Source organism: Rhizobium sp. NLR10b, from assembly GCF_019685435.1.
Taxonomy (GTDB): domain Bacteria; phylum Pseudomonadota; class Alphaproteobacteria; order Rhizobiales; family Rhizobiaceae; genus Rhizobium.
In genome coordinates this window covers 278,897-303,169 of the sequence record NZ_JABDWV010000002.1, presented here as the reverse complement: position 1 = coordinate 303,169, position 24,273 = coordinate 278,897, and the positions used below count along the sequence as shown (strand labels likewise).

Sequence of the window (24,273 nt, the reverse complement as noted above, 5' to 3'; positions counted from 1 at the left end):
TGGGAACGCCGCGTCGGTAGGAGGCGCTGGGGGATGCACGTCAGGTGAGAGAGTGCGCCGCCCAAGAGAGCCTCATCCTGAGACGCCCCGCAGGGGTTTCGAAGGACGAGGCGGGCGCACCACCATCTCAGCGCATCCGCCCCTCGTTCATGTCGGTGGGATCGTAATTGATGTCCCAGTCCTTCTCGGGCTTCTTCTTGCCGGGCGGGCGCTTATTCACCGTGGCGTCCTCGGAGCCGGTGATTACGGTCGGCTTGGCGCTCACCACACCGCTGGCTTTGCGGTCGGCCCGGGATTTGGCGAACTGGCCGGCTGCGTCTTTTTCGGGATTGGCCATGTCATTCGCCTTTCTGCTTCATCGCGTCGGAAATGTCGTTCATTTCGGGATCGCGATTGTTTTCGCCATTGGCGTCGCGATTTTTGTCCGGATCGTCCTTGGCTTTGAGATAGCCGCGCGGTCTGTTGCCCTTCGGTCCTTCCCAGCGGGGAGACTGGTCGGTCGTGCCGGGGGCGCCGTCCTTGGGGGTCGTCATGCCCATCATCGTTTCTCCTTGGTTGAGTAGGGAAAACCGGAAAGATCGCGAAGTGTTCCGGCAGCACCGTCCAGTTCTTCGTCGCCGCATTGGCCGGTCGGGTGAAGATCATAAAGATGACGATGTTGACCACGATCAGCACGGCGGCAGAGATCGACAGCGTCATGGCCGGTCCATCGGCTCTGAGGACCGCGGCATTGCCGATATTCACGAGAAAAGCGAGCGGCAGCATGAGGCCGACGATCCACCATCCGGCACAGGCCCGCTGAGCGACATAATAATCCGCCTTCTCCATCCCGATCTTGTTTGGGAGCGAGAGAAGGTGGGCGGCAGGCGCCAAGACCGCTAAGCCCGTGATGATGACGGCAAGGAATCTCATGTCTGAGGAACCAGCGGCCGGACGAAGGGTTCCCGGAAAATATGGAACTGTGTCGGCCCCCATCGGTTGGTGAAAGGTCGTGAACCTCGAAAAAGGAGCCGAACATGAGCAAGACCAACGTTCGTGAACTTCAGAAACGCGCCGAACAGCAAGTCAAGAACACCAGCGCCGGCGGCCACCTCGGCGGCACCTATTTCGGCCAGCAACCAGACGGAAAAACAGCGTCGGACACCACCAACGACAGCGCCAAGGCAAGGCCGAACGATGGGAGCAATTGAGACGGGGCGCCTTTCCTTCGCGTTTGCAGTGATAGAATATTGCGAAAAGGCGCGCTGTGGGACACCTCCGCGGCGCGCCCCTTTCTCCGTTCCCGTTTAACCTTCGCCAAGAGCAACAGCGTATCGCAACGACCATGAAGAGACGCCCTGCCCGAAGGGCGGAGCCTTGCGCCGATCGGACGACAGAGCACCTTGCCGAGCTACCTTGAACGGAAGCGCCCCTGCGCTAGCTTCTGCGGGCGGCTAGCGGACCATAGCGGGACTAAGGCGGAGGGGCGACGTGGCATCCTATTCGATTGACGATGCGATCCGGGAGCTCACTCCGGTTCTCGGCAAGGCGCCCGAGGGCGCCGTCAGCGGCGAGTGGATCGCCACCACCATGCAGGCCGGACATTCCTCACGCACGGGCGGCTATCGCGATGCCGGGGGAAACCCTGTCAGCGAGGAATCGACTAAGTCGCTTGATATCATTGAGGATGTTATCGAGAAGCTCGATGCGGCCGCATCGCAACGCTTCAACAAGGTGGTGATCCGCTGGAAGCAGGCGAAGCTCCCCTTTATGCGCGGCGAGATCACCATCGACCCCGCCTATGATCAATCGATCGTTCCGCGCGGGCGCGGCGACCCGGCCTATGAGGCGGCCGCAACCGCGCGGCGCGTCTTCTGGCAGACCCGCGGCGGCATGCGGGAGGGGTTCGCTGCCGAACGCGAAACGGCCAACGTCCATAACCAGACGAAATGGTTCGGTCCGCACCGCCGCGTCCTCGCCGTCGAAGCGCCGGAAAAGCTCATCCTCGCTACCGACGGCCTCTCCACTCCCTGGGCGGGCATTGCCGAGCCTGAGAATGGTGTCGAATGCGAGCTCTTCATGGAATTCGATCCTGCGACGCTGAATTCAACCGGAACGGCAAACTGGGCAAATCTCCTGATCAGTCTCGGCGATCTCGTCGCCAACGGCCACCGCGTTGCCCGGGACGTCGAAAAGCACGGCGCCATCCTCTTCTGCCGGCTGACAGAGGATTACGCGCCGCTGACCCGCATCATCCTGAGCTGCGACACCAGCCGCATCGACGGCTTGCCCTTCGGCTCCGTGCCGCTGATCCGCGCGACGCCGGTCGCCGAAGCTGAGATCGAAGGCCGCAACCCCGACGAGGACTGGGGAGCGACGGCGGCGCGCCAAGCGCTGGCGAAGCGCGGGATCAGGCTTTAGAGCCGATCATTTCATCGACATGTCATGAAACTTCTCGCTCCGGATCGGCTTTCTACAACGAAGCCAAACAAGGAGCTCCAAATGTCCGGCAAAGCCAAAAATAATGGTAAGACCGCCATCGTTTCAGTTCAGAAGCCGTCAGCAGGCGAACAAGCCGCCACTGCGTCCGTGCTCGAAGACATGCAGAAAGCAAGCCTGGAGACCCGTCAGCCGGAGCCGCGGGCGGCGTTGTTCTCCTGGGAGATCGATCCGCCGGAACTGGCCAAACTGATCTCCGAGGTGGTGACACTGCCGATGGTCCTGTGGTCGACGGGTATATCCCTGACCTATTCCCTCTGGCTGTCTTCGCTGCTTCCCGCACGCGAGACGATCGGCTCAATCAAGCAAAGCGCGGATTACGCTTAGCAACTTCGGCCGATTGCGGCCGACCACCCCCACAGTCTCTGCAACTTTCACCTTCCGCCCCCGCTCCATAGAATATTTGCGGAATGACGGGCGGAGAGGCGGCAAGCGGCGGCGCGGCTCTTCAAGTCTCGAGCAGCAATTGCATTATTCGTTGATGTCAGGCTCGATGACCCGGGCAAGATTGCGTAACGACTCCTGCCAGCCGAGATAGCAGGCTTCGGGCGGGATGACGTCGGGCACGCCGGCCTGGGTGATGTCCACTTCGGTGCCGACCGAGACTTTCTTAAGCGTTACGGTGACCTCCATCTCGCCCGGCAGGTTCGGGTCGTCGAACTTGTCCGTATAACGAACGCGTTCGCCCGGGACGAGTTCAAGAAATTCACCGCCAAAGGCGTGGCTATTGCCGGTCGTGAAATTGCGGAACGACATTCTGAAGGTGCCGCCGACCGCCGGTTCCAGGTGATGCACGGTGCAGAGGAACCCGTTCGGCGGAAGCCATTTGGCGAGCGCATCGGCCTCGACGAAGGCGCGATAGACCTTCTCCGGGCTGGTGGCGAAAACGCGGTGCAGGCGTATGGTGCTTGGCATGGTCGTGATCCTTTGGGTGGACGGAATGAACGAGCTAAGGACGGATAAACCATCGCCCATCCGACACGGGTTCGATCTTTTCTTCAAAAAATCATGCCCGGTCGCGCGGCCATCAGCTCGGCATGCCTTCGAACTGCGGAAGGTGGAGGGGCGTTGCCCAAGCCAGCCGGCGTTTGGTGAACATCTCGACGCCGGGCTGTATCAGTTCGGGCCGATCCAGGCTGCCAAGGGTGACGAAGACGAGGCCGGGAAAACTTTCGAGATTGCTGCTGAACAACCGCGCGCCGCATTCGGGGCAGAAGTTACGGTCGAGGCCCCTGCCGGAATCGGCGACGTAATGAAACGCTTTCGGACTGCCGACGGTCAGGGCGAAATCGTCCTGCGGCACGGCAAAGAAAGTGGCGGCCTCGCCGCCTGAGGCTTTCTTGCAATCCAGGCAATGGCAGTCTGCAACGAAGGTCGGATCTGTATCGAAGCCGAACTGTATCGCGCCGCAGGCACATTTCCCCGTATATTTCCTGCTCATACCAGGCCCTTTCATCCGATGTTGCAGATGGGCGGGCGCGCCCCCGCCTCCCGCGTTTCAGGCTGCAGCCTGCTCGCCCAGCGCATTGAGCAGCAGCCGTGCGGCCTGCTTCGACGAGGCCGGGTTCTGTCCGGTGATCAGCAGCCCGTCCTGGACGACATGCACGGCCCAGTCCTCAGTCGCCGAAAACTTCGCCCCCTGCTCCCTCAGCACGTCTTCGAGCAGATAGGGCACGACCTCGACGAGGTGCACGGCGGCCTCCTCGGAATTGGTAAAGCCGGTCACCGTGCGCCCCTTCGCGATCGGCCCGCCGTCCGGCGCCGTTACATTGGTCAGGATTCCCGGTGCGTGACAGACGAGCGCCAGCGGCTTTCCCGCCGCAAGCATCTCCTCGATCAGCGTGTGCGCATTGCGGTCGTTCGTCAGGTCCCAAAGCGGGCCATGGCCCCCGGGGAAGAACACAGTGTCATAATCGGCCTGATCGATGTCGGACAGCCTCAACGTGTTGGCAAGCGCAGCCGTCGCGGTCGGGTCCTTTTCAAATCGCCTCGTGTCGTCCGTCTGAAACGCCGGCTCATTGCTCTTCGGATCGAGCGGAGGCTGGCCCCCTTTCGGCGACGCGAGCACGACCTCCGCCCCGGCGTCACGGAAGACGAAGTAAGGGGCCGCGAGCTCCTCAAGCCAGAAGCCCGTTTTCTTGCCGGTATTTCCCAGCTGATCATGTGATGTGAGAACCATGAGAATTTTCATTGCTCAGCTCCTTCGATCCGGCCGGCGGACAAAGCTCCCCGCGTCCGGTTTAACGGTGATGACTGCCTGCAATCTCATGCTGAATGAGAGAAAGCATAGATCGGCTGCACCCGCGACACAAGCCTTCCGCCATCGGCCAGCGCTGCCGGCGCTCGGATAGCGTGCCACGCAAAAGCGTGCCTGTGCGTTTCGGGGCCTGGGTGTATGAAGAAGGACAAATCGCCCATAGGATCGGCCGCACTGCATTGGCATCCGAAGGATCTGGAAAGTGATCAAGCCGAATTATCGGGATATTGCCCGCCACGCGGGCGTTGGAACGGCCACGGTCGAGCGGGTCCTGAACGGACGCGGGGGCGTTCGGCCGGAACTGGTCGAGAAGGTCATATCCGCCGCGCGGCACCTGGACTATCCGCGCAAGCTTCCCGACACCCATCGCGGCCTGCTCAGGATAGAAGTGCTGATGGTTCGCCCGGAAACGAGCTTCTATCGTCGCCTTTCCCACGCCTTCGAAAGGATTGCTGCGACCCTTGATCCGTTGGTGGTTGTGCACCGCAGTTTCACCGACGAGATGAATCCGGAGGCGATTGCGCGGCGCATCCTCTCCACCGACCTTTCACGTGCCGGCTTGATCCTTGCCGTGCCGAGCAGCCCCTTGATCAGCGCCGCGGTGGAAAAGGTAAATTCGCAAGGCCTGCCGGTAGTCCACGTCGTCACCCGCGCTTCCGAGCGCGTCGGCGAGTTCGTCGGCATCGACAATACTGCCGCGGGCCGGACGGCTGCGCTCTATATCAGCCGAATGGCCCTTCGAACCGGCCCTGTCGTTGCGATCTGCCATCCCATCTATCAGGTGCACCGCGACCGGATTCGCGGCTTTTCGGATTATTTTCGCGACCATCCCGGCGCCTCCAATTTCGAATGGCTGGGCTTCGGCGGCGATGAAGAGCGCGCCAGCGCCGATCTCTTGTGGTCGGCTCTGGAGATGTATCCCGGCCTTGCCGGCCTCTACAATGCCGGCGGCGCCAATTCCGCCCTGATCGAAGTGCTGCGCCGCCATCCGAGCGGCGGCAACGTGTTCTTCGTCGGACATGAATTGACGGACTATACCCGCGCGGCCCTGAAGGACGGCATCATGGATGTCGTGCTGGATCAGGCGCCGGAAGCCCAAGCGCGGCGGGCGCTCGACCACATCCTGCGCCGTATTGGCTTGACCGATATCGAGCCGGACCGGACCCCGATCCGCTTCATCACCATCACTAAGGAAGGACTTTGATCTAATTAGATCAAAGAAGGCTTCGGTGTTCGTAACGCCCCCTGCTACTTTCGCGTCAGGAGAAGATCCGGCGCGCAAGAAGCCGAAGCGGATCAAGGCGCACGGGGCGCTCTCCTTTACCAAAAAAGAGTGCGGGCACGGAGACATCAGGCGCCCGGAGGAGATGCCAATGGATGATCTGAACTTCGGCAAGCGTAACAAGCGCGGCGACTGGGCGCCGAACCACCCGGTCGAAACCGCGCCGCTTTTCGTCTTCCCCCCGCAACTGACGGCAATCCTGAAATGGCTGCCGCACTACTTCCTTCCCTGGAACCTGATTTTTGCGGTGTCTGCGCTCGCCTATTGGGCCTGGATCATTCCCCCGGTCGCCACGATGCAGACGCTGAGCTTCGGCTGGATAGCGTGGCTATTCGCCGTGAATGCGATCTGCGTATTCCTGTTCTATGGAGCCTTTGAACTGCATCTTTATGTTCTGAAGCGCCAGGAAAACCGCTTCAAGTACAATGGCAAGTTCCCCGCCGACCAGAAAAACAATGCTTTCTGGTTCCAAAGCCAGAACCTTGACAATATTCTGCGCACTTTCCTTTCGGGCGTCGTGATCTGGACCGCCATCGAGGTCGGCATGCTCTGGGCCTATGCCAACGGCTATGCGCCGTGGCTCGGCCTTGCCGAAAACCCCTGGACGCTGGCGCTCGTCGCGCTCGTCGTTCCGATCATTCACGAGTTCCACTTCTTCTGCATTCACCGGCTCATCCACACGCCCTTTCTCTATAAGTGGGTGCATTCGGTCCACCACAATTCCGTCAACCCCTCCCCCTGGTCGTCGCTGTCGATGCACCCAGTCGAGCATCTGCTCTATTTCGGAACGGCGTTTTACCACCTGATCCTGCCCTCCAACCCGGTCATCATGCTCTATCAACTGCACTATGCCGGCTTCGGGGCAATTCCCGGCCATGTCGGCTTTGACAAGGTCGAGGTCGGCAAGGACAGGCTGATCGATAGCCACGCCTATGCGCATTACCTCCACCACAAATATTTCGAGGTGAACTACGGCGATGCCCTGATCCCGCTCGATAAGTGGTTCGGCACCTGGCACGACGGCTCGCCCGAAGGCGAAGTGCAGATGCAGGAACGCTACCGCAGGCGCAAGGAAAGGCTCGCAGCCCGCAAGGCTCGCCTGGAAGCCGAAGGAGCCGCCGAATGACCTGGGTTTCAGCTGGCAGACTTGACGACATCGAACAGGAAGGCGCCATCCGTTTCGACCATGGCGGACGCACCTACGCGATCTACCGTGGCCCGGATGACAGCGTCTACTGCACCGCCGGGCTCTGCACCCACGAGGCGATTCACCTCGCCGACGGACTGGTCTTGGATTTCGAGGTGGAATGTCCGAAGCATTCCGGCGCCTTCGACTACCGCACGGGTGAAGCGCTGAGGCTGCCGGCTTGCGAGAATCTGAAGACCTATCCGGCGGAGGTGGTCGACGGAGAGGTGCGCGTGGCCCTCGGTTAAGTGGCCAAAGAACATGGCGGAATACGCCAAGAAGAACTGAACCTCGCCGGCCGGCGTCTCCTCGTCACGAGCGCCGGCTGCTCTTGCTGTCGGAGAATGCTATGAACGGTATGGTCATCATTGGTGCGGGCGAGTCCGGAACCCGGGCGGCCTTCGCCCTGCGCGAGGCGGGTTATTGCGGAGCAGTCACGCTGGTCGGAGCCGAGCCTCATCTGCCCTATGAACGGCCACCTCTGTCGAAAATCGTCGACGACACGGTGCAGATGAAGCTGATCTGCGCGAAAGAAGCGCTTGAGGCGGCCGGCATCACCTATCTCAAGGGCTGCTCGGTCTCCAAGCTGGATCCCGTCGCCGCAACCGTAAGCTTGAGCCATGGTCAGCTATTGGGTTACGAAAAACTGCTGCTGACCACCGGCGCACGGCCGAGGCGGCTTGCCTGTGCCGGCGCAGAACGCGCGCTCGACTTTCGCACCCACGCGGACGCCGAAGCGATCTTCTCCAAGGTTGCGCCCGGCCGGCGCGTCGCGATCATCGGCGCAGGTCTGATCGGGATGGAACTCGCATCGGTCCTTCGTGCAAAGGACGTTGCGGTCGATGTGATCGAGGCCGCGCCGAAACCTTTGGGCCGCGCCGTCCCTGCCCGTTTTGCCGACAAGCTGCATGCCCGGCATGCCGCCGAAGGCGTGCGCTTCCACTTTGATCGGAGCGTTGCGGAAATCGGTAACGATAGTGTCGTCTTGAGCGATGGCACCATCCTGTCCGCTGACCTCGTCGTCAGCGCCATCGGGGTCCAGCCTGAAATGACCTTGGCGGAAGCATCGGGACTGGCCACGGGCAACGGAATTCTGACGGACGCATGCCTTCGCACCAGCGCGCCGAACATATTTGCCGCGGGCGATTGCGCGGCGGTGGCTCAAGCTGGCGGAGGACACATCCGCTTTGAAAGCTGGCGGAATGCCAGAATGCAGGCCGAGACCGCAGCACGGAACATGGTCGGCGCCGCCGAGACTTTTGCCGCCATTCCCTGGTTTTGGTCCGACCAGTACGATCTCGGCCTCCAGGTGGCGGGGCAGCCGCTGCCCGGGCATCAGAGCGTCCGGCGATCGGCAGCGGAGGGAGAGCTCGAATTCTATCTCGATGACGGGCGATTGGTAGCCGCCGCGGGTCTCGGCATCGGCAACGGCCTGGCCAAGCATATCAAACTTGCCGAAATGCTGATCGCCGCTTGTATCAGTCCCGAACCTGCGGCATTGGCCGACCCGGGCGTGAACCTCAAGACCCTTCTGAAAAGCGCGCGGGCCGCGTGATGCAGAAGCTCCTGATCTTCCAGTCGCTCTGGGCCATGGAGCGCCGGCACACGGACGGGTTCGAGCCCAGCCTCGACGACAATATCGCTGCGATCTGCGAGGCGGGCTTCGACGGCATCAGTGCGCACTATACAAACCGCGGCGATGTCATCCGCCTCAACCAGGCCATCCGAGGCACCGGCTTGAAGATCGAGGCAGTCTGCTTCCCCCGCTGCGTCGAGGATTTGCGTCTGCCGCTGGAACTTGCCGCGGCCTTTCCGGTCAGCCACATCAATCTGCAGCCCGATATCCGCCCCCGCCGGATCGAGGATTGCCTGCCGATTCTCGATGGCTGGATGCGGCTCGCCGAAGATGCGGGTATCCCGGTATTCATCGAAACCCATCGCGACAGGATGACGACGGACCTGTTCTTCACGCTCGATCTGCTCGATCGACGCCCCGATCTGCCGTTGCTGGCCGATCTTTCGCATTTCCTGGTCGGGCGCGAATTCGCCTTTCCGGTCGATGAGGAAAATCACGCGCATGTCAGGCGCATCCTGCAGAATGCCCATGCATTTCACGGCCGCGTCGCTTCACGCGAACAGGTGCAGATCGAAATTTCCTTCCCGCATCACCGGCCGTGGGTTGATCTCTTCCTGCAGTGGTGGGACTACGGCTTTCGCCATTGGCGATCACGTGCAGCCGATGATGCCGAGCTGGTCTTTACCTGCGAATTAGGGCCCAAGCCCTATGCCATCACCGGCAGAGACGGCAACGACTCGACGGACAGATGGGCCGAATCACTGGCGCTGCGCCAGATGGTGCGCGAACTGTGGACTGCCATTGCCTGAACCGCCGGAACAATCGCGCGGCAAGTCGTTCTTTCGTCAGCCCCCAGGCACCGCTTCCAAGGCGGCGGCAAACAACCGGTCAGAACACTGCAGATGCGTCCACAGCCCGTGAACGCGTTGGCGGAGGTTGGGGATTGTTAATCAGAATTGCCTAATGTATTTCTTAACGTGCACAAGTTGTGCGGTAGTTAAGTTGCTATAATATCTGGTAGGGCATTCAATCAGGGAGAGCCTCCGACATGCGGAAAATTCCTGCTGCCAGCTTGGCCCTCGAAAAACCGGAGACAATCGATTCGGGGGGCCTGGTCGACCGGCTTTTGTTCTTTGATCGCGATTTCAATCCCGTTGAAAATTTGCTTGGCAATGCGCTGCCCGCTTCCGTCAAACCAGCCGCCTCCTTCTGGGAGCATTTTCCGGAGCTGGACAAATCGGCAGTCATGCTCGCTTTCCGTTCACTGGGTGACAGCGCCCAGCCTTTGCGAATAACAGACGCACTCGGCGGATCACATGACCTGACGATCTATCGGATCGGTGATCTGTTTGCCGTGGTCCGATCCGAGGAGCAGGTTGACGACGAACGCGCAACCCTTTTGCATCTCGCCACCCACGATCCATTGACTGGACTGCCGAACCGGCGCCAATTCAGCGAGGACCTGACCGCGCTGTTGCAGGAGATCGCAGGCACGAGCGAAACTCTATCATTGATGCAACTCGACCTTGACGACTTCAAACCCGTCAACGACACGCTCGGGCATGCCGCGGGCGACAAGCTTCTTCAATCGGCTGCAAAGCGTATTCAAGCCTGCCTCTCCAGCGATGACAGAGCCTATCGACTGGCCGGCGACGAATTCACGGTGATTTCCGTCGGCGGGGGACATCCCGCCAAAGCCCATCGCCTGGCCGAAGATCTGGTTGCTGCGTTCAAAAAGCCCTTCGCGATAGACGGCATTGCGGTCTTTGTCGGCACCAGCATCGGCATATCCACCGCTCCGCCGGACGGCACGAGTCCGGAACAGCTGATGAAGGCTTCCGACCTCGCACTCTACGCCGCCAAGAAAGAAGGGCGTGGTCGGGCTAAAGCCTATGACCCAACAATGCTCGAATTGCTGGAGCAGCGGGAACTGCTGCGCCGCAGCCTGCGCACGGCGCTCGACCAACAGCAGTTCTATGTCGAATACCAGCCCATCGCCGAGCACGGCTGCATTGTCGGTTTCGAAGCATTGCTGCGGTGGCACCACCCTCTGCTTGGAAAAATACCACCGGCGGCATTCATTCCGATGGCCGAGGCGGATGGAATGATGCCAGAGATAGGCGCGTGGGTTTTGGGGCAGGCATGCCGCGAGGCGAAGAAGTGGCCTGATAACTACATAGTCGCCGTCAATTTGTCGGTGGCTGAATTCTTGACAAGCGGTCTCACCGACCGGATTTCCCAGACGCTGGACTTGGTCGGACTTCAGCCCGAGCGTCTGGAGCTCGAAATAACCGAAAGCGTGCTGCTCGAGCGGACCGTCAACAACATCGACACTCTGAATACCCTTAACGTGTTGGGCCTGCGGATTTCACTGGATGATTTCGGCACGGAATATTCTTCCCTGAGCTATCTCAAGACATTCCCTTTCGACACGATCAAAATCGACAAGTACTTTATTACCGATCTCGAAACCGATGTGAAAAGCCAGGCAATCGTCCGCTGTGTCGTGAACCTCGCACATGACCTCGACATGCAGGTGACGGCCGAGGGGGTTGAGACGCCCGGTCAGGCGGAATGGTTGCGCAGCGTGGGCTGCGACAGGCTTCAGGGCTATTTGGTGAGCAGGCCACTTCCGGTCGAGGCCATTGAGGAATTCATTACCCGGGCAGAAGGATCCAAAAAGCAAGCTTGACCACGCGCCGATTTTCGCCGTGCATTTAGACCACGCAGATCTGACGCTCCAGACGGACGATTGGAGGGTATATTGGAAGAGGAAGCATCCCGCTTCGACGATCCGGCATTTTCGCCGATGGTATCGCTTGAGATGAATATCGCGATGTTCAAATCTCAATGGCAATTTTGCGATGAGATAGCGGAATATATCTCCGACATTCTCGGCCAGGGCCACAGTGATCCCGCTCGCTACTCCAACTTTCTTTCGGTCGCGGCGAACGAGCTCATCGAATTTGCCTTCCGCGCGACGGACAAGCGGGGAAGGATAAGTTTCAGCCTCTATCGCAGCGCGACATTCAATCGGCTGAGAATTACGTTTCCTTACGAGGAAGAAGTTGCCCACAAGCACACAAAGCCAAGATCATCAGGGAAAACACAGCCCCTCGACAGCGGGTCCGGTCACTTGGTCGCAAGGTCTGATAGAACGGCTTTGCTCAACAGTTTGACAACAATATTCGGCGCCGCGATCCGCATCGAGAAAGATGATGTCGATGGGATCGAAATCGTTGCGGATTTCCCCTCGGCCGAGGACTTCCAATGAACCTTCTTCCCCTGCCCTTCACAGTACGGTCTGATCCGACAAATCAGGAGCTCGTGCTGTCTGGCAAAATGCGGCCGGAAAGCGCCGCCGAGATTGGCGAAGCTCTCGAGCTGGTGCGGCAGAGTTTGGAAAGATATAGCGGCATCGTTTATCTCAACGTCAAACGCCTCACCCACATCAACATGACAGCCTTCGCCGCTCTGGCCGATGTCCTGGCAGCAGGCTGCCGAGCTCGGCCGGAACGGGAGATCAAGATTATTACGTCGAGCGTGATGGCATGGTCTGCCTCGCTCTTCGAGATGCTGGCAGCATCGCAGCCAAACCTGTCGGTCGAGGTCTATGATTCGGCATTCTATCCGGGGCAAAGCTTCGTCGAGGACGAGAGCTTCATTCCCATTCTGCGCACGCAGACGAAGATGACATGGAGGCACGAACGCGAACTCTTGCCGCGCCACGGTCTGCGCAGCAGTCTCGCCATGGCCGATATCTGCTGCGGCATTGGTGATTTCGCAGCTCTGGTTCAACGGGAATTCAAGCCGACGCGCCTTGTCGCACTAGACCACTCGGTGCGCAGTCTCGATTATGCCCGCAAGGTCGCTGCCGAGTTCGGCCTGGAAGGCATCGAGTACACCTATGGCGATGCGTCTCAGATGCTGCTTCGAGACAATCAATTCGATTTCGTAACCTGCCGGCACTCGCTGCAGATTTTCGACCGCCCCGAAATGCTCTTGCGTGAGCTTTATCGCATCTGCAAGCCCGGCGGCCGTGTCTACATCACCAACGAAAAGAACTCGCATTGTCTGGGTGAGCCGCATGCCGACTCGATCAGATGGACCTACGAGGAAGTGGCGAAATTGTTCAGGCACTTCGACATGGATGTCGAGATGGGGCCGAAAAGCCGCCACCTCCTGCTCAACGCCGGATTCGATAACATCCAGGTCGACTGCTTCATGGTCACGAACCTTGACGGCGATCCCCAGGACTTCGCAGACATCATCGAGGCCTGGGAAAATGTCTATGCCGGTGAGATGGCCGTCCGCCGCGGCGACTCGCCGGATTTCATTCGCAGATTCCGGCAAGGATTCAAGGATCACGTCTTTGCCGCTCTTCACCCCAAAGGTTATGCCGGCTGGCCGATCTGGGCAGCCTCTGGTCGAAAGCCGCTGTGATGGATGGAGGATTATCGAAAAGAACGGTAGGACTGGCCTCGTTTCGGGCGAAATTCATCCTGGTCGTCGGTGGAGCCGTTCTCTTCGACTTGCTGGTCAGCGGTGGCCTGGCGCTTTGGAATGTTCAGAGGCTGTCGCGTGACGCGACACTCGAAGTCGGCCAGGGTCTCGAAGCCGCCAGCCAGGAATATATACGCACCTATGCCGATTCGACCGCAGCCCAGGTGAACCTGCTCCTGCGCCAGGTTCACAACGACGTCGACACTTTGGCAGGCGTGCTGCAGGCGCAGATCGACAACCCCGCCCGCAATACCGATGTCGGCGCGGCAATCGCCCGCACATCGCCGGACAGCGTCAGTCTATCTTACGACGAGAAGGGGAAATGGTCGCAGAACGCGCCCGGCTCCGCTTCGGTCGTCAGCGTCTGGGGTTACCTGCTCGGACAGGACCATCAGCCGAAATCCGAAATCAGGCGCGATATAGAGACAAGCGCGGTTCTCGATCTCGTTGCGCCGAGCCTGCTGCAGCACGGCGCGTCAAAGCTGCAGATGTATTACATCGGACCGAGGGAACGACCGATCTTCAGGACAGCGCCCTACACCGACCAGGCTCAGACCTTCGACCGCCTTTATCCCGGGCACAACGAGGCTGATTTCTGGAACTTCTTTTTTCCCGGGCTTTACGAGTCCTGGCAAGGCTGGGCCAGGGACATGAAGACGCGACCGGTCGCGGACGACATCACGCAAACGGCTCCCTATACCGATGCCATTACCGGGAAGCTGATCGTCAGTTTCTTTCATCCGCTTTGGACCGCCGATCGGAAGGATGTCGCCGGGACGGCCGGCGCCGATATCACGCTCGACCAGCTCGCCCAGACGGTTGAAAACGTGAAGGTGGCCCAGTCCGGCTTCGGATTTCTGGCAATGTCCGACGGAAACGTGGTCGCGATCAACAGCACCGGCGAAGAGACGCTCGGTCTGCGTTCCGCGAGCGATGCGAGCGGAACCGGCGTGACCGGGCTGGAACGTTCCTTGAAAGGAAGCTCCCAGCCTGCGATAGCGAAACTGGCTCTCGACCGGGAACAGGGCATTCAACATCTGCTGCTGCAGCGGGACGGCAACCAGGTTCCCTATATTGTCATCGTCAAGAAACTGCCCGCGACCAACCTGTGGTCCAGCGGCCCGGTTCGGCAGGAGGCAATGCTGCTTGGGGTAGTTGTTCCGGAACGGGAAATCGACGCCTCCCTCTATGCCGCCCAGGCCAAGATTTCCGAGGCCACCAACCGCATCGTGATCTACCAGATCCTGGCGATCTTGATGTCGTTGCTCATCGTGACGATCGCGGTGTTTGCGGCTTCGAAACGCATAACGAGCGGGATCAGCGCACTTGCCGGCGCCGCCAAGCGGATTCAGGCGCAGGACTATTCAGTCAGAGTGGCAATAACAAGCAAGGACGAGGTCGGCGCGGCCGGTGAGGCCTTCAATCGGATGGCCGAGCAGATCAGCTATCACACCGAAAATCTCGAGCAACTCGTCGAAGAACGAACCGCCCAGATCGAAGATCAGAAGGAAGAGATTTCGACGCTGAATGCGCAGCTCGAGCGGGAAAATCGTCGTCTGGGAACGGAGCTCGCCGTCGCCGAGAGAATCCAGCTGATGGTTCTGCCGCTGCAACAGGAGCTTGAGGAATTTCAGGACATCGAGATCGCAGCCTATATGAGACCTGCGGAAGAAGTCGGCGGCGATTATTACGACGTCTTGAAGAACGGAAAACGGTTGAAGATCGGCATCGGCGACGTCACCGGCCACGGGCTCGAAAGCGGCGTGTTGATGCTGATGGTCCAGTCCGTCGCCCGCGCTCTTCAGGAAGCGGGGAACTCCGACGCCGTCAAATTTCTGGCGAATCTAAACAGTGCCCTATTCAAAAACATAGTCAGGACCAGAATAGACAAACATCTCACCCTGGCCTTTCTCGATTATGACGGCAAGGAGATGATCTTGTCGGGACAGCACGAGGAAGTCGTCATCGTGCGGGCGAACGGTGAGATCCAACGCATCGACACCATGGATCTCGGTATACCGATCGGATTGGAAGCCGATATTTCCACCTTTATCAAAACACGTGAAATAGCATTCGAGAAGGGCGACCTCATACTCCTGCACACCGACGGCGTGACAGAAGCCGCAAACGATGCGGGAGAGCTGTTCGGCATCGAACGTCTCTGCAGGGAAGCACTTCGCTTGAAAGGTCAGAGTGCTGAGAAAGTCGTTTCTGAAATTGTTGCAACGCTGATGCTCTTCATCGGATCGCAGAAAATCTACGACGACATCACGCTTCTCGCGGTACGGCATAGGTGAGACATGGCGCCCAAAATATATGGCATCGAATCTCTGGCGGACATCAGCCTGGGTTCTGGCGCTCGCCTGACATTGAGCGATGGGCCGCTTCAGCTTAGATGGAAGCATTCGGGAATGACTTCGGACTTCCTAGCGAAGATCATGGCGCTGCCCTATTCCCGGTCGAGGAAAGATTATCTGCAGGCGCATCATGATATTGGATACCTCAGCAACGAGCTGATCGAAAATGCAGTCAAATTCCGACAGCCTGGCGAGATCCTCATCGAAGCCGGCATAATCGAAGGAAGCTTTCTGCTCAGGGTGAAGAATGCCATCGACAGCGCGACGTCGTCGCGCTTCCAGCAGCTCCTGCATCGCCTTCAATCGAAGGAACCCGGCGTACTCCTTCTTGAGCAAATCGAAACCAACGCCATATCGCCGGAAAGCGGTTCCGGTTTGGGCCTGCTCACCCTTTTGAGCGATTACGATGCGAGAATGGCATGGACATTCGAAGAGAATAAGGACGAGCATATCATACTGACGACGACTGCAGCTGTGGCGATGCCGCCCTCCTCCAATCTGTGAGCGAAGAATGGAAATCAGCGACGAAAACTTCCGCGTATGGGCGGAAAAAAACGAGGTGTATTTCGACGGCGTCTTCCGCCTGGCAGGCCCGGACGCCTATGCGCCGATCTATTCAATGATAACAGGCCTTCTCCATGAAGGGCACAAACAGGTGACGTTCAACCTGACGGGCCTCGAATTTCTGAATTCCTCGGGCATCAACCTCCTGGCGAAGCTCACCATCGAAGCCAGAAAGATGGGCGACCTCCTGCTTATCGTCAAAGGCACCAATCAACATCCGTGGCAGGCAAAATCCCTCCCGAATCTGAAGAAGCTGCACCCGCTGCTCGACTTGCGCCTGGCGTGATCGACCTTGAGCCGAGGACGACGGAGATTGGGGTTGGCGTCTCGCCAAACTCGGCAGGCCCGCATGCCGCATCTCGGATGACGACCGGTGCTCCGCTCCACGTTTGACCTCACCGCGCCAATCTGTGACCACCCTTCCATGGCCGAGCAAAGGGAACTTGCTCCATGGAATTCATGCCGCATAGCACGATCTTTCACCCATCCGGATGATTGCAATCACTGGTCCGAACTATAGTCTAGGGCAGGTTTTCGGCAACTCCATCGAAATAGTCATCGATTGGGGCTCGATCTTCGCGACGAACTCTTTTTGAAGAGCATGCCCGAGCAAGCAGATGCGGCTGGTGTAAAGGAACCGTCATGGCTGGAGCAGCCTTGGTCGGTCCGTAGGCTCCATGTCGTCGGATGATCTTTAAAGGGTAACGACATGCGCAAAACAATGGCCATCGGCCTGGTTGCCGTGATCGCCATCTATGTTCTCGGCGGCATGAGCGCGAGACATGAGATCTTTCCCTGGCCACAACTTTCCGCGCTGAAGAAAACGATTGCCGGAGAGAAGGCGGCGGCTTCAAGCCGTTATACTTTCGACGACAAGGAACGACTCATCGCAGATGAATCAAAAACCGCTGTGACCTGCCCGACTCAAACTGATCGGACTGCCGTCCTACTCATTCTTGGCCAATCGAACGCGGCCAACTACGGTGGACAACGGCACCGGTCGGATTATGGCGCTCGCGTTGTAAACGCCTTTGACAAACGGTGCTTCATCGCTGCGTCGCCACTTCTTGGATCGACCAATACCAAGGGGGAGTACTGGACGCTTCTTGGGAACAAATTGATCGGGTCGGGACAAAATGACAGCGTCATTCTCGCACCACTCGCATATTCCGGATCGGAGGTCGCTCGATGGGCGACAGGCGGTGACCTCAATCCTGTGCTGATCGATACAATGAAACAGCTTCAGGATTCCGGTTATAGAATAACGAGCGTCCTCTGGGTGCAAGGAGAGGCGGACCTCGTTCTGGGCACCACTTCGGAGGCCTATCAGAAACATTTCATGTCGATGGTTGACACATTGCGTCAGCACGGCGTCGAAGCCCCCGTTTACATTTCGATCGCATCGAAATGCCTCGAACCGAGCAACGGCGGCTTCAAGGAACATATTCCAGACAATCCTATTGTACGGGCGCAACTGGCCTTGTCAAAAAGCGGCCACGGTATCCGAGAGGGCGCGAATTCTGACGCCTTGCTCGATGGAGACGACCGCTACGACGATTGCCATATCGGGGGCTCAGGCGCGGAGAAAGTGTCGCAGGCCTGGCTGAACCTTTTGCGTGGCGAGAGCCACCTGGAAAGCTCGCGATAATCTTCCCTGAACCGTTTGCGCGCCTTGGCGAGCTTGGATGTTTCCTTAGGACCATAGCCGGGGCCTTTCGCCGGACCTCAGTCCGATGTGCAGCGCGCGATAGCAATCTATCCTTCAAGTCAGATCTCGACGTGCAGTTGCACGCCATCTGGTGGTCTCATTCGGAGGAAAACGATGCGGAAAGCAACCTTAGCGTCCCTGGCCGTGCTTTCGCTGACGCTTGCAGCAAGCCCGGTAACGATTGCGGGGCTCGACATGAGCGCGCTGGCGAAGGACGGCGGAAACGGCGGCGGCAATGGTGGTGGCAATGGTGGTGGCAACGGCGGCGGTAATGGCGGCGGCCACGGAAACGGTGGCGGCCACGACAGCGGTTCAAACCATGGCAACTCCAACTCGTCAGCCGTGAGAGGCAAATCGTCAGAGGCATCGGGCAAGTCCAAATCGGGCAAGTCAGATACCGCAGCCACCAACAAGAAAGAGAAGAACCTTTCAGCACAGCTTGCGGGCCTGAATTCCTTGAAACGGAATTACAGGGCGCTGATGAACACATCGGACCCGCGCATGGCCGCCATCTCGGCCTACGCCGTGGCTTATGCCCAGTATGAAATCGACAACGGTATCGAGCCCGCGGCCGACGATCCCCTGCTGGGCGATCAGGCGCTGGAGGACGCTTTGGCTTCCGCAACGAAAACCGGTCAGGTCAGCCCGGCGGTCCTGGATCAAGCCAAGACCATTCTCGGGGTTGGCGATGCCGACGGCAAGATTGATCAAATCCGCACCTCGCTGGAAAACGCCGCGTCGGCGGCGCCAGACGAATAGCCACATGGCGAGATGTGAGAGGTGCGAAGCCGACTCTGGTAAGCTTCGCACCGAACTACGAGAGCATTTCCGTTTCTGTTTGCGTCCGGAAATGCTCTATTTTTTTGCCAATTTTCCGGCGGCCCAAGCCTTCCTTATCAGTCATTCCGCGTCTGCCGCCAGATCTGCGAAGACATGGTTCGCATAGTCAGAGATGGACCCCACCCCTGCACTTCCGCCGATATGATCCTGCGCCACACAAGTTCAGCATCTTACTGTTCGCCAGCCCACCCGGATAGCGGGCCCGAGCGCCGGACGACCTAGACCATCACTTGTCTTGCGTGCGGCATGTCACTCTTGCGCAAGCAATGTCCTTCCTGATGTACACCGAAATTCATAGAAAATTCGCACGGATAGAACAACGCCCGCGATGAGGACGACAATCCCAGCGCTTTCGATCGGGGTCGGCCAACGAGCATGTACGACAAGTCCACCGATCACACCGAAGGCCGTTTCCGAGACGATCAATTGCGCAGCCAAGGCAACCGGCAGGCTCCGCGACGCAATGTTCCAGGCCCAGACGCCGCCTACGGTTGCCAGCAGCGCGAAAGAAGCGCCCCAAACATACAAGCTGCCGGCGGCACTCCAACCGAATCCCAGCGTTGGAAGCCGGAAGAGGTCCAGCGCGGCGCCGAAGGGGTAGAAGGCCAGCATCAGGATGCCACCTCCCACCAATATCAACGCAGCCCACACACCGGAGGGCATTTCCGGCCGGGCCGCCAGTGCAGCCTGATTGGCAAGAGCGAACCAGACCCAAAGTCCCACGGCGGCCAGCGCCAGTGGCACGCCAACCCAAAATGATCGCACCGAATTCAATCCTTCGGTCGTAAGTGCCGTGCCGTTGACGAGAGCAAGGCCGGCCAGCACCAGCGCCAGAGGCATCATGAGAGATCGCCATGGCAATGATCCCTGACGCTTGTTACCAACGACCATCAATACGATCGGCACCAGGCCGAGAAAGGCAGGAGCGATGACCGGACCGGCAAAGACGGCCGCGCCCGTCACAGTCAGGAAGTAGCCGACATATCCGATGAAAGCGAGCCAGATTGCATTCAGCCAGTTGCGAGGTGTCAGGTGGCGCAGGACACCCTTCTCGGAAAACAGGATGTAAAGTCCGACCAGCGCCGAGACACCATGACGGACGAGGGCGAAATCAAAGGTGGAATAGTCGCCGATGATCAAGGGCACGATGAAGTTGAGCGAAAAGGCAAAAGCCGCAAAGAGAGCGGCCGACACGCCAACATAGAAGATTCTGTCCATGACGATTACTCCTTCTGAAGTTGCGTCACCGAGCCGTTGATCTCCGTGACACCGACGGTGTCTATCGGCAGTCAGCGAAACCCTTGATCGGATGGGAGAAATGTACTGGCCGGGAGCCCTGGCCGGCAGCCGGTGAAATTGAGAACCACCTTCTCAATGCTCATCCACCGGATCGTGAAGCGGTTCCGCATCGGCGAGACCGTTTGAACGACAAGAGGCTACCCGGGTGATGATGAGGGGTGCGCCCGCGGCCATTGCTGTTCATCAGAACCGATTTCCCATATCCTCAAGATCGAGGCTTTCACTCGTCGGGGTGTTATGGATCGGCTTGATGCAATGCGGGTTCTGCTTGCAGTGGTTGACGCCGGCAGCTTGTCGGCGGGCAGCCGGAAGCTGAACGCGCCGCTGCCGAGCGTCAGCCGCAAGGTTGCCGATCTGGAGCGATATCTCGGCGCAAACCTCATCATCCGGACAAGCCGCAACCTGCAGCTCACCGATGCCGGTCGCGACTATGTCGATGCGGCGCGCAGGATCATTGCCGATCTCGAGGAGGTCGAACGCAGGGCCTCAGGCGAATATCAGACGCCGCGGGGACTGCTGACCATCACGATGCCGATCGAGTTTGGCCACCGCTACGTTCTGCCGATCGCGCTCGATTTCATGAACAAGCATCCCGAAGTGACCTTGAACCTTCTGTCCCTCGACCGCTCTGTTCATCTGGTCAACGAACAGGTCGACGTCGCGATCCGACTTGGCGAGTTGGCCGACAGTTCGCTCTATGCGGTCAAGGCCGGCGAGTTCCGCCTGTTGACCTGCGCAAGCCCGGCCTACCTGGAGCGGCATGGCACGCCCCAGCATCCGACCGAGCTCACCGATCACGACGGCATCATGTTCAACGACAGGTCCTTCTTCTGGAATTTCGAGATCGAGGGGAAGCCGGTCGAGGCGACGCCACGGAGCCGGATCGAGGTGAACACCGCGGCCAACTGCGTCGCCGCCGCGTGCAATGGAGCCGGGATCGCCCGCCTCTTCGACTATCAAGTTCCCGAGGAGCTGTCTTCGGGAATGCTCGTGCAGATCTTGAAGGACTATGACGGCGGGCCCAAGCCGATCCACATCGTTTATTCCCGACAGGGCCTGCTTGCCCTCAAGCTGCGCGCCTTCATCGACTGGATTCTGCCGCGGCTTCGCGCGGCCTGCAGCAGATATGGCGATGCGCCGTCACCGGAATGAAGTGCGCACTTCCCCGACCGTCCGCGCCCGATCCTGGAGGTGCCGATAATCGCCAAGCATGGTCATTGTCATGGCGGTCGCTGAGACTCAATTCGTCAGCGAACGATGCGGTCCACCTGCGCCTGAAGGTGTGGGCCAATCAGCAGGATGGCCGGAATGACGATGAGATAGGCGATGCTCCACGAGCGCAGCCACGTCAGCACGAATTCCTCGGAAAAACCCAGATTGAGCGCGAGCAGTGTGAAAGAGATGATCCCTGTCGTTACGATGCCCATCGACAGGGCGAAGGCGACCTTGCGTTTGAAAAGCGTGTTCATGTCCGTCTCCTGGCTGGATGAGAGATCAAGACCGCCTCGGCAGGTCTCAATCCCGGTTAGCACTTCGAAGATCGCGCAATGCCGGCACCGGCGGTAGCGGGGAAACCTGAGAGGCAGCCTCTTGAGTTCGGCAAGTTCCGAACGACGGCGAACCCTCGGCGGTTGGAAGCGATATGCCTCCCGCAACGCGCTGCTTTCGACATCCTCCACAGCGCTGCGGCTTGGCAACCTGGTGCAGGACTGAGCGAAAACGAGAGGCTTGCTCTCACGCCTGCTCGCTACCGGGCAAGTCTTGCCGAGCTCATATTCCCGTCATCGCCGCCCGGAACCCTGCTGGGCCGTGGCGGCGCCTGAGACACCAGCAGTGTGCTGTCCCACCGGCTGAAATCGAACAAGGAGCATCCAAATGTCGAAAGTCATCTACACCGGCACCACCAACACCACCGGCGGACGCGACGGCGCATCCCGCACTTCCGACGGTCGCCTCGATGTGAAACTCTCCCCGCCCGGTTCCTCGGCTCCAGGCACCAATCCCGAACAGCTCTTCGCCGCCGCCTGGTCCGCCTGTTTCCTCGGTGCGATCGGAAGAGCGGCTGCCGAACGCCAGCTTCGCATCCCCGCCGATGCTGCCGTCAATGCCGAGATCGACCTCGTCTCGAACGATGACGGCGGCTATGTCCTGCAGGCGCGACTGAACGCGACGCTGCCGGGCATCGAGACTGACATCGCCAAGTCCCTGGTCGAGCGCGCTCACCAGCTCTGCCCCTACTCCAAGGCCACACGCGGCAACATCGCCGTCGAACTCAACGCCGCCTGATCGGCCTCAACTCAGCGTCGCTCCGGTGTCCCGACGATGTCGGTCACGACAGGCGCGTCTACAAAGGATTATGTCATGACCACGGTCGCAAGAGCCCTCGCAACAGCAGCCTTCCTGCTCACCGGCACATCCCTCCACGCGCAGGCGCCGCATCAGGCGGCGACGCAGTTCCTTCCGATCAAGAACGAAGCCGCACCCAAGCTCTTCGTGGATCAGCCCCTTCCAGAACCGCTGGCCACCAGAGGCGTGGCCATCATTCCCTATAGAACCGAGAACTTCCGCATCCTGCCCATTTTCGGCGCCAGCGCGACCGATGTCTCGCCTCGGGCCGGACACCTTCATGTCAGCATCGACGACCTGCCATGGCGGTGGGCCGATGCGGGCGGCACCGGCGCCATCGTCCTGACCGGCCTGCCGCCGGGCGAACACAAGGTGCTCATCGAACTTGCCACTCCAGTGCACGAAGTGCTGGGCGGAAAGCCTGTGAAATTTACCGTACCGCCGGTCGGCGGCGCGCAACATTAGGGCTCGCCCTGCCCCACCACGGCCGGGTGCAAGTAGATCCGATACTCGTCGATCAGACCAAGTTCGGTCAGGATGTGGACGAACTCCGGGCCAGCGACGTCGATCTCCCCAATTTCACCCAAGCACGGTGGTAGCGGACTTGGATGAGCGGAATCTGGGATGTCGATCTTGCTAAGAAGTTTGTCGTTACTGGTTGGAATAACATTGGCGGTGCCAGCCTTTGGCGATTGCTTAACCGCCAGTGAGACCAAACAGGGCGTGCTGCTGACCAGAGAAGCGCCTTTCTATTCCGTATTCTACAAGCCCGACGGCCCGGGTCTCACCGAACAGCGGCTGATGGAGCGCGACGGCTCACTGCAGCCGGTGTCGGCCGTATATGTGCACCCCTTGCTCGTCGAAAAGAGAGTGAGTGCCAGCGGCACGCATGAGCTGAAATACGCGAACGCGATTGCGTTGGACGATCTACCACAGAAGAAGGCCTGGCAATCCGGCACCACGCTTTTCATCAATGGCAAAAAAACTGATTCGGGCACGACTTTTATACGGTTCGACGGCTTGGGAGAGGAAACAATTGCATCTTGTTCCTACAAAGTTTGGGCCATTAACAGCCGTCTGAAACTGACGGAATTGCCTCCGATCATTTTCGAACAATACTATTCCCCCGAGCTTCATCTCGTTCTTCGTTCGGTGAGGCTGAGCCCCTCCAACCAACCGTTGAGCGAGGTTCGATTTGATCGGTTGCAAATCGGCTGGGGCAACTAGAGATATCGTGTCCCCTCTATCTTCCCAGAAAGCCCGCTGGGCGCACTCTCCCTGCCTATCACTCCGTCGTCGCGAGTCGATGGCGACTGGCGGCTGTGCCCTTTCCCTATCCGGCAGTTTGGTCGAATTGTCCTCACTCCGAACATCTCGTCATCGACGGAGAGTTTCGATGCGGAGGCCCGGAGCCTCCTCCCACTCCATCACAAGTGGCGGCACTCAAGCGGCGTCCGGTCGTGGATCCCTGAACTCGTTCAGATCGGCGCGCCATCTCCCACGCCTCGTTGCAATTCGCGCTCACGCGACTACCTTTCGTGCGAGGCCACTTTCCCCAGTGGCAAAGAGAACATCACGCGAGCAAGCCATGTGCCGAAACATAAAACCACTGTTCAACTTCGATCCGCCTGCAACGGACAAAGAGATTCATGATGCCGCGCTCCAGTTCGTGCGCAAGCTCAGCGGAGCGACCAAGCCGTCGAAGCGCAATGAGGCCGCGTTCGAACGCGCGGTCAGTTCGATCGCAGCTTGCGCCCGTGAATTGCTCGATTCGTTGGAGACGTCTCAGCCGCCTCGCGATCGCGAGGAAGTAGCGGCGAAGGCGCGTGCGAAATCCGCGATGCGGTTCGCGTAAAAAAGGGTCCCGTTCTTACGGG

Annotated in this window: 29 protein-coding genes and 1 pseudogene; 22 read left to right on the top strand and 8 right to left on the bottom strand. The window is 59.5% G+C overall.

Going from position 1 to position 24,273, the window contains the following annotated elements; translation table 11 throughout:
- Nucleotides 1–127: 127 nt before the first annotated feature.
- Together HJB91_RS03935 and HJB91_RS03930 are read right to left on the bottom strand one after the other, a co-directional pair.
- On the bottom strand, nt 128–337 hold the full coding sequence (locus HJB91_RS03935) for a hypothetical protein (protein ID WP_210630871.1): 210 nt from the start codon (nt 335–337) through the stop codon (nt 128–130).
- Between the two features lies 1 nt (nt 338).
- The gene (locus HJB91_RS03930) at nt 339–539 is read right to left on the bottom strand and encodes a hypothetical protein (RefSeq protein ID WP_064803441.1); all 201 of its coding nucleotides are present in this window, start codon (nt 537–539) and stop codon (nt 339–341) included.
- Between HJB91_RS03930 and HJB91_RS03925 the strand changes: the two genes are divergently transcribed.
- The 4 genes from HJB91_RS03925 to HJB91_RS03910 all read left to right on the top strand — a co-directional run bounded on the left by HJB91_RS03925 (nt 532) and on the right by HJB91_RS03910 (nt 2,805).
- Nucleotides 532–882: a hypothetical protein gene (locus HJB91_RS03925; RefSeq protein WP_221153473.1), complete on the top strand. Its 351-nt coding sequence runs from the start codon at nt 532–534 to the stop codon at nt 880–882. The genes HJB91_RS03930 and HJB91_RS03925 overlap by 8 nt on opposite strands.
- Before the next feature lie 134 nt (nt 883–1,016).
- A complete protein-coding gene (locus HJB91_RS03920) occupies nt 1,017–1,190 on the top strand; it encodes a hypothetical protein (protein ID WP_097593426.1) in 174 nt (57 codons plus the stop codon).
- Nucleotides 1,191–1,470: 280 nt separating this feature from the next.
- Nucleotides 1,471–2,400: a hypothetical protein gene (locus tag HJB91_RS03915; RefSeq protein WP_221153472.1), complete on the top strand. Its 930-nt coding sequence runs from the start codon at nt 1,471–1,473 to the stop codon at nt 2,398–2,400.
- 81 nt (nt 2,401–2,481) lie between these two features.
- Nucleotides 2,482–2,805 (top strand): hypothetical protein, encoded by a 324-nt coding sequence (locus tag HJB91_RS03910; RefSeq protein WP_221153471.1) that lies wholly within the window; start codon nt 2,482–2,484, stop codon nt 2,803–2,805.
- Nucleotides 2,806–2,949: 144 nt separating this feature from the next.
- Here HJB91_RS03910 and HJB91_RS03905 read toward each other — a convergent pair whose 3' ends face one another.
- From HJB91_RS03905 to HJB91_RS03895, 3 genes are all read right to left on the bottom strand, one after another.
- Nucleotides 2,950–3,393 carry an SRPBCC family protein gene (locus HJB91_RS03905; RefSeq protein ID WP_210630868.1) on the bottom strand — a complete coding sequence of 148 codons (444 nt, stop codon included), beginning with the start codon at nt 3,391–3,393 and terminating at the stop codon, nt 2,950–2,952.
- Nucleotides 3,394–3,505: 112 nt separating this feature from the next.
- Entirely contained in the window at nt 3,506–3,919 is a 414-nt protein-coding gene (locus HJB91_RS03900; RefSeq protein WP_210630867.1) for a GFA family protein, read from the bottom strand.
- A gap of 57 nt (nt 3,920–3,976) precedes the next feature.
- On the bottom strand, nt 3,977–4,669 hold the full coding sequence (locus tag HJB91_RS03895) for a type 1 glutamine amidotransferase domain-containing protein (protein ID WP_210630866.1): 693 nt from the start codon (nt 4,667–4,669) through the stop codon (nt 3,977–3,979).
- Between the two features lie 268 nt (nt 4,670–4,937).
- Here HJB91_RS03895 and HJB91_RS03890 point away from each other — a divergent pair, with 268 nt between their 5' ends.
- From HJB91_RS03890 to HJB91_RS03830, 13 genes are all read left to right on the top strand, one after another.
- The gene (locus HJB91_RS03890; protein WP_210630865.1) at nt 4,938–5,939 is read left to right on the top strand and encodes a LacI family DNA-binding transcriptional regulator; all 1,002 of its coding nucleotides are present in this window, start codon (nt 4,938–4,940) and stop codon (nt 5,937–5,939) included.
- 169 nt (nt 5,940–6,108) lie between these two features.
- Entirely contained in the window at nt 6,109–7,143 is a 1,035-nt protein-coding gene (locus tag HJB91_RS03885; RefSeq protein ID WP_210630864.1) for a sterol desaturase family protein, read from the top strand.
- On the top strand, nt 7,140–7,451 hold the full coding sequence (locus HJB91_RS03880; RefSeq protein ID WP_210630863.1) for a MocE family 2Fe-2S type ferredoxin: 312 nt from the start codon (nt 7,140–7,142) through the stop codon (nt 7,449–7,451). Before HJB91_RS03885 ends, HJB91_RS03880 begins: the two co-directional genes overlap by 4 nt.
- A gap of 101 nt (nt 7,452–7,552) precedes the next feature.
- Nucleotides 7,553–8,758: an NAD(P)/FAD-dependent oxidoreductase gene (locus HJB91_RS03875; protein WP_221122683.1), complete on the top strand. Its 1,206-nt coding sequence runs from the start codon at nt 7,553–7,555 to the stop codon at nt 8,756–8,758.
- Nucleotides 8,758–9,588 (top strand): sugar phosphate isomerase/epimerase, encoded by an 831-nt coding sequence (locus HJB91_RS03870; RefSeq protein ID WP_259669828.1) that lies wholly within the window; start codon nt 8,758–8,760, stop codon nt 9,586–9,588. Before HJB91_RS03875 ends, HJB91_RS03870 begins: the two co-directional genes overlap by 1 nt.
- Nucleotides 9,589–9,827: 239 nt before the next feature.
- Nucleotides 9,828–11,471: a bifunctional diguanylate cyclase/phosphodiesterase gene (locus HJB91_RS03865; RefSeq protein WP_210630860.1), complete on the top strand. Its 1,644-nt coding sequence runs from the start codon at nt 9,828–9,830 to the stop codon at nt 11,469–11,471.
- 72 nt (nt 11,472–11,543) lie between these two features.
- Entirely contained in the window at nt 11,544–12,053 is a 510-nt protein-coding gene (locus tag HJB91_RS03860; RefSeq protein ID WP_210630859.1) for a hypothetical protein, read from the top strand.
- Nucleotides 12,050–13,222 carry a class I SAM-dependent methyltransferase gene (locus tag HJB91_RS03855; protein WP_210630858.1) on the top strand — a complete coding sequence of 391 codons (1,173 nt, stop codon included), beginning with the start codon at nt 12,050–12,052 and terminating at the stop codon, nt 13,220–13,222. Before HJB91_RS03860 ends, HJB91_RS03855 begins: the two co-directional genes overlap by 4 nt.
- On the top strand, nt 13,219–15,579 hold the full coding sequence (locus HJB91_RS03850) for a SpoIIE family protein phosphatase (RefSeq protein WP_221122682.1): 2,361 nt from the start codon (nt 13,219–13,221) through the stop codon (nt 15,577–15,579). Before HJB91_RS03855 ends, HJB91_RS03850 begins: the two co-directional genes overlap by 4 nt.
- 3 nt (nt 15,580–15,582) lie before the next feature.
- Nucleotides 15,583–16,143, top strand: coding sequence for a slr1658 superfamily regulator (locus tag HJB91_RS03845; RefSeq protein WP_210630856.1), 561 nt, complete (start codon nt 15,583–15,585; stop codon nt 16,141–16,143).
- A 7-nt stretch (nt 16,144–16,150) separates the two neighbouring features.
- On the top strand, nt 16,151–16,489 hold the full coding sequence (locus HJB91_RS03840) for a slr1659 superfamily regulator (protein WP_210630855.1): 339 nt from the start codon (nt 16,151–16,153) through the stop codon (nt 16,487–16,489).
- A gap of 423 nt (nt 16,490–16,912) precedes the next feature.
- Nucleotides 16,913–17,851 (top strand): sialate O-acetylesterase, encoded by a 939-nt coding sequence (locus HJB91_RS03835; RefSeq protein WP_210630854.1) that lies wholly within the window; start codon nt 16,913–16,915, stop codon nt 17,849–17,851.
- Between the two features lie 174 nt (nt 17,852–18,025).
- Nucleotides 18,026–18,670, top strand: a complete 645-nt coding sequence (locus HJB91_RS03830; RefSeq protein WP_210630853.1) for a hypothetical protein — start codon at nt 18,026–18,028, stop codon at nt 18,668–18,670.
- Nucleotides 18,671–19,000: 330 nt separating this feature from the next.
- Here HJB91_RS03830 and HJB91_RS03825 read toward each other — a convergent pair whose 3' ends face one another.
- A complete protein-coding gene (locus HJB91_RS03825; protein WP_221145395.1) occupies nt 19,001–19,969 on the bottom strand; it encodes a DMT family transporter in 969 nt (322 codons plus the stop codon).
- A gap of 318 nt (nt 19,970–20,287) precedes the next feature.
- On the opposite strand from HJB91_RS03825, the gene HJB91_RS03820 reads away from it, so the two are divergent.
- Nucleotides 20,288–21,202, top strand: a complete 915-nt coding sequence (locus tag HJB91_RS03820) for a LysR family transcriptional regulator (RefSeq protein ID WP_221145398.1) — start codon at nt 20,288–20,290, stop codon at nt 21,200–21,202.
- A gap of 95 nt (nt 21,203–21,297) precedes the next feature.
- On the opposite strand, the gene HJB91_RS03815 is transcribed toward HJB91_RS03820, so the two are convergent.
- Nucleotides 21,298–21,519, bottom strand: a complete 222-nt coding sequence (locus HJB91_RS03815) for a DUF2798 domain-containing protein (RefSeq protein WP_210630850.1) — start codon at nt 21,517–21,519, stop codon at nt 21,298–21,300.
- Nucleotides 21,520–21,925: 406 nt separating this feature from the next.
- Between HJB91_RS03815 and HJB91_RS03810 the strand changes: the two genes are divergently transcribed.
- On the top strand, nt 21,926–22,336 hold the full coding sequence (locus HJB91_RS03810; protein WP_221145400.1) for an organic hydroperoxide resistance protein: 411 nt from the start codon (nt 21,926–21,928) through the stop codon (nt 22,334–22,336).
- A gap of 75 nt (nt 22,337–22,411) precedes the next feature.
- Complete coding sequence (locus tag HJB91_RS03805; protein WP_221145402.1) at nt 22,412–22,861, top strand: DUF6130 family protein; 450 nt, start codon at nt 22,412–22,414, stop codon at nt 22,859–22,861.
- Here HJB91_RS03805 and HJB91_RS30535 read toward each other — a convergent pair.
- Nucleotides 22,861–22,971 (bottom strand): annotated as a pseudogene (locus HJB91_RS30535) (dihydrofolate reductase); the annotation flags it as partial. The gene HJB91_RS03805 and the pseudogene HJB91_RS30535 sit on opposite strands and share 1 nt — an antisense overlap.
- Nucleotides 22,972–23,020: 49 nt before the next feature.
- On the opposite strand from HJB91_RS30535, the gene HJB91_RS03800 reads away from it, so the two are divergent.
- Together HJB91_RS03800 and HJB91_RS03795 are read left to right on the top strand one after the other, a co-directional pair.
- Complete coding sequence (locus HJB91_RS03800; RefSeq protein WP_221153469.1) at nt 23,021–23,623, top strand: hypothetical protein; 603 nt, start codon at nt 23,021–23,023, stop codon at nt 23,621–23,623.
- 361 nt (nt 23,624–23,984) lie between these two features.
- Nucleotides 23,985–24,251 (top strand): DUF2277 domain-containing protein, encoded by a 267-nt coding sequence (locus HJB91_RS03795; protein WP_221122703.1) that lies wholly within the window; start codon nt 23,985–23,987, stop codon nt 24,249–24,251.
- The last annotated feature ends 22 nt before the right edge of the window (nt 24,252–24,273 follow it).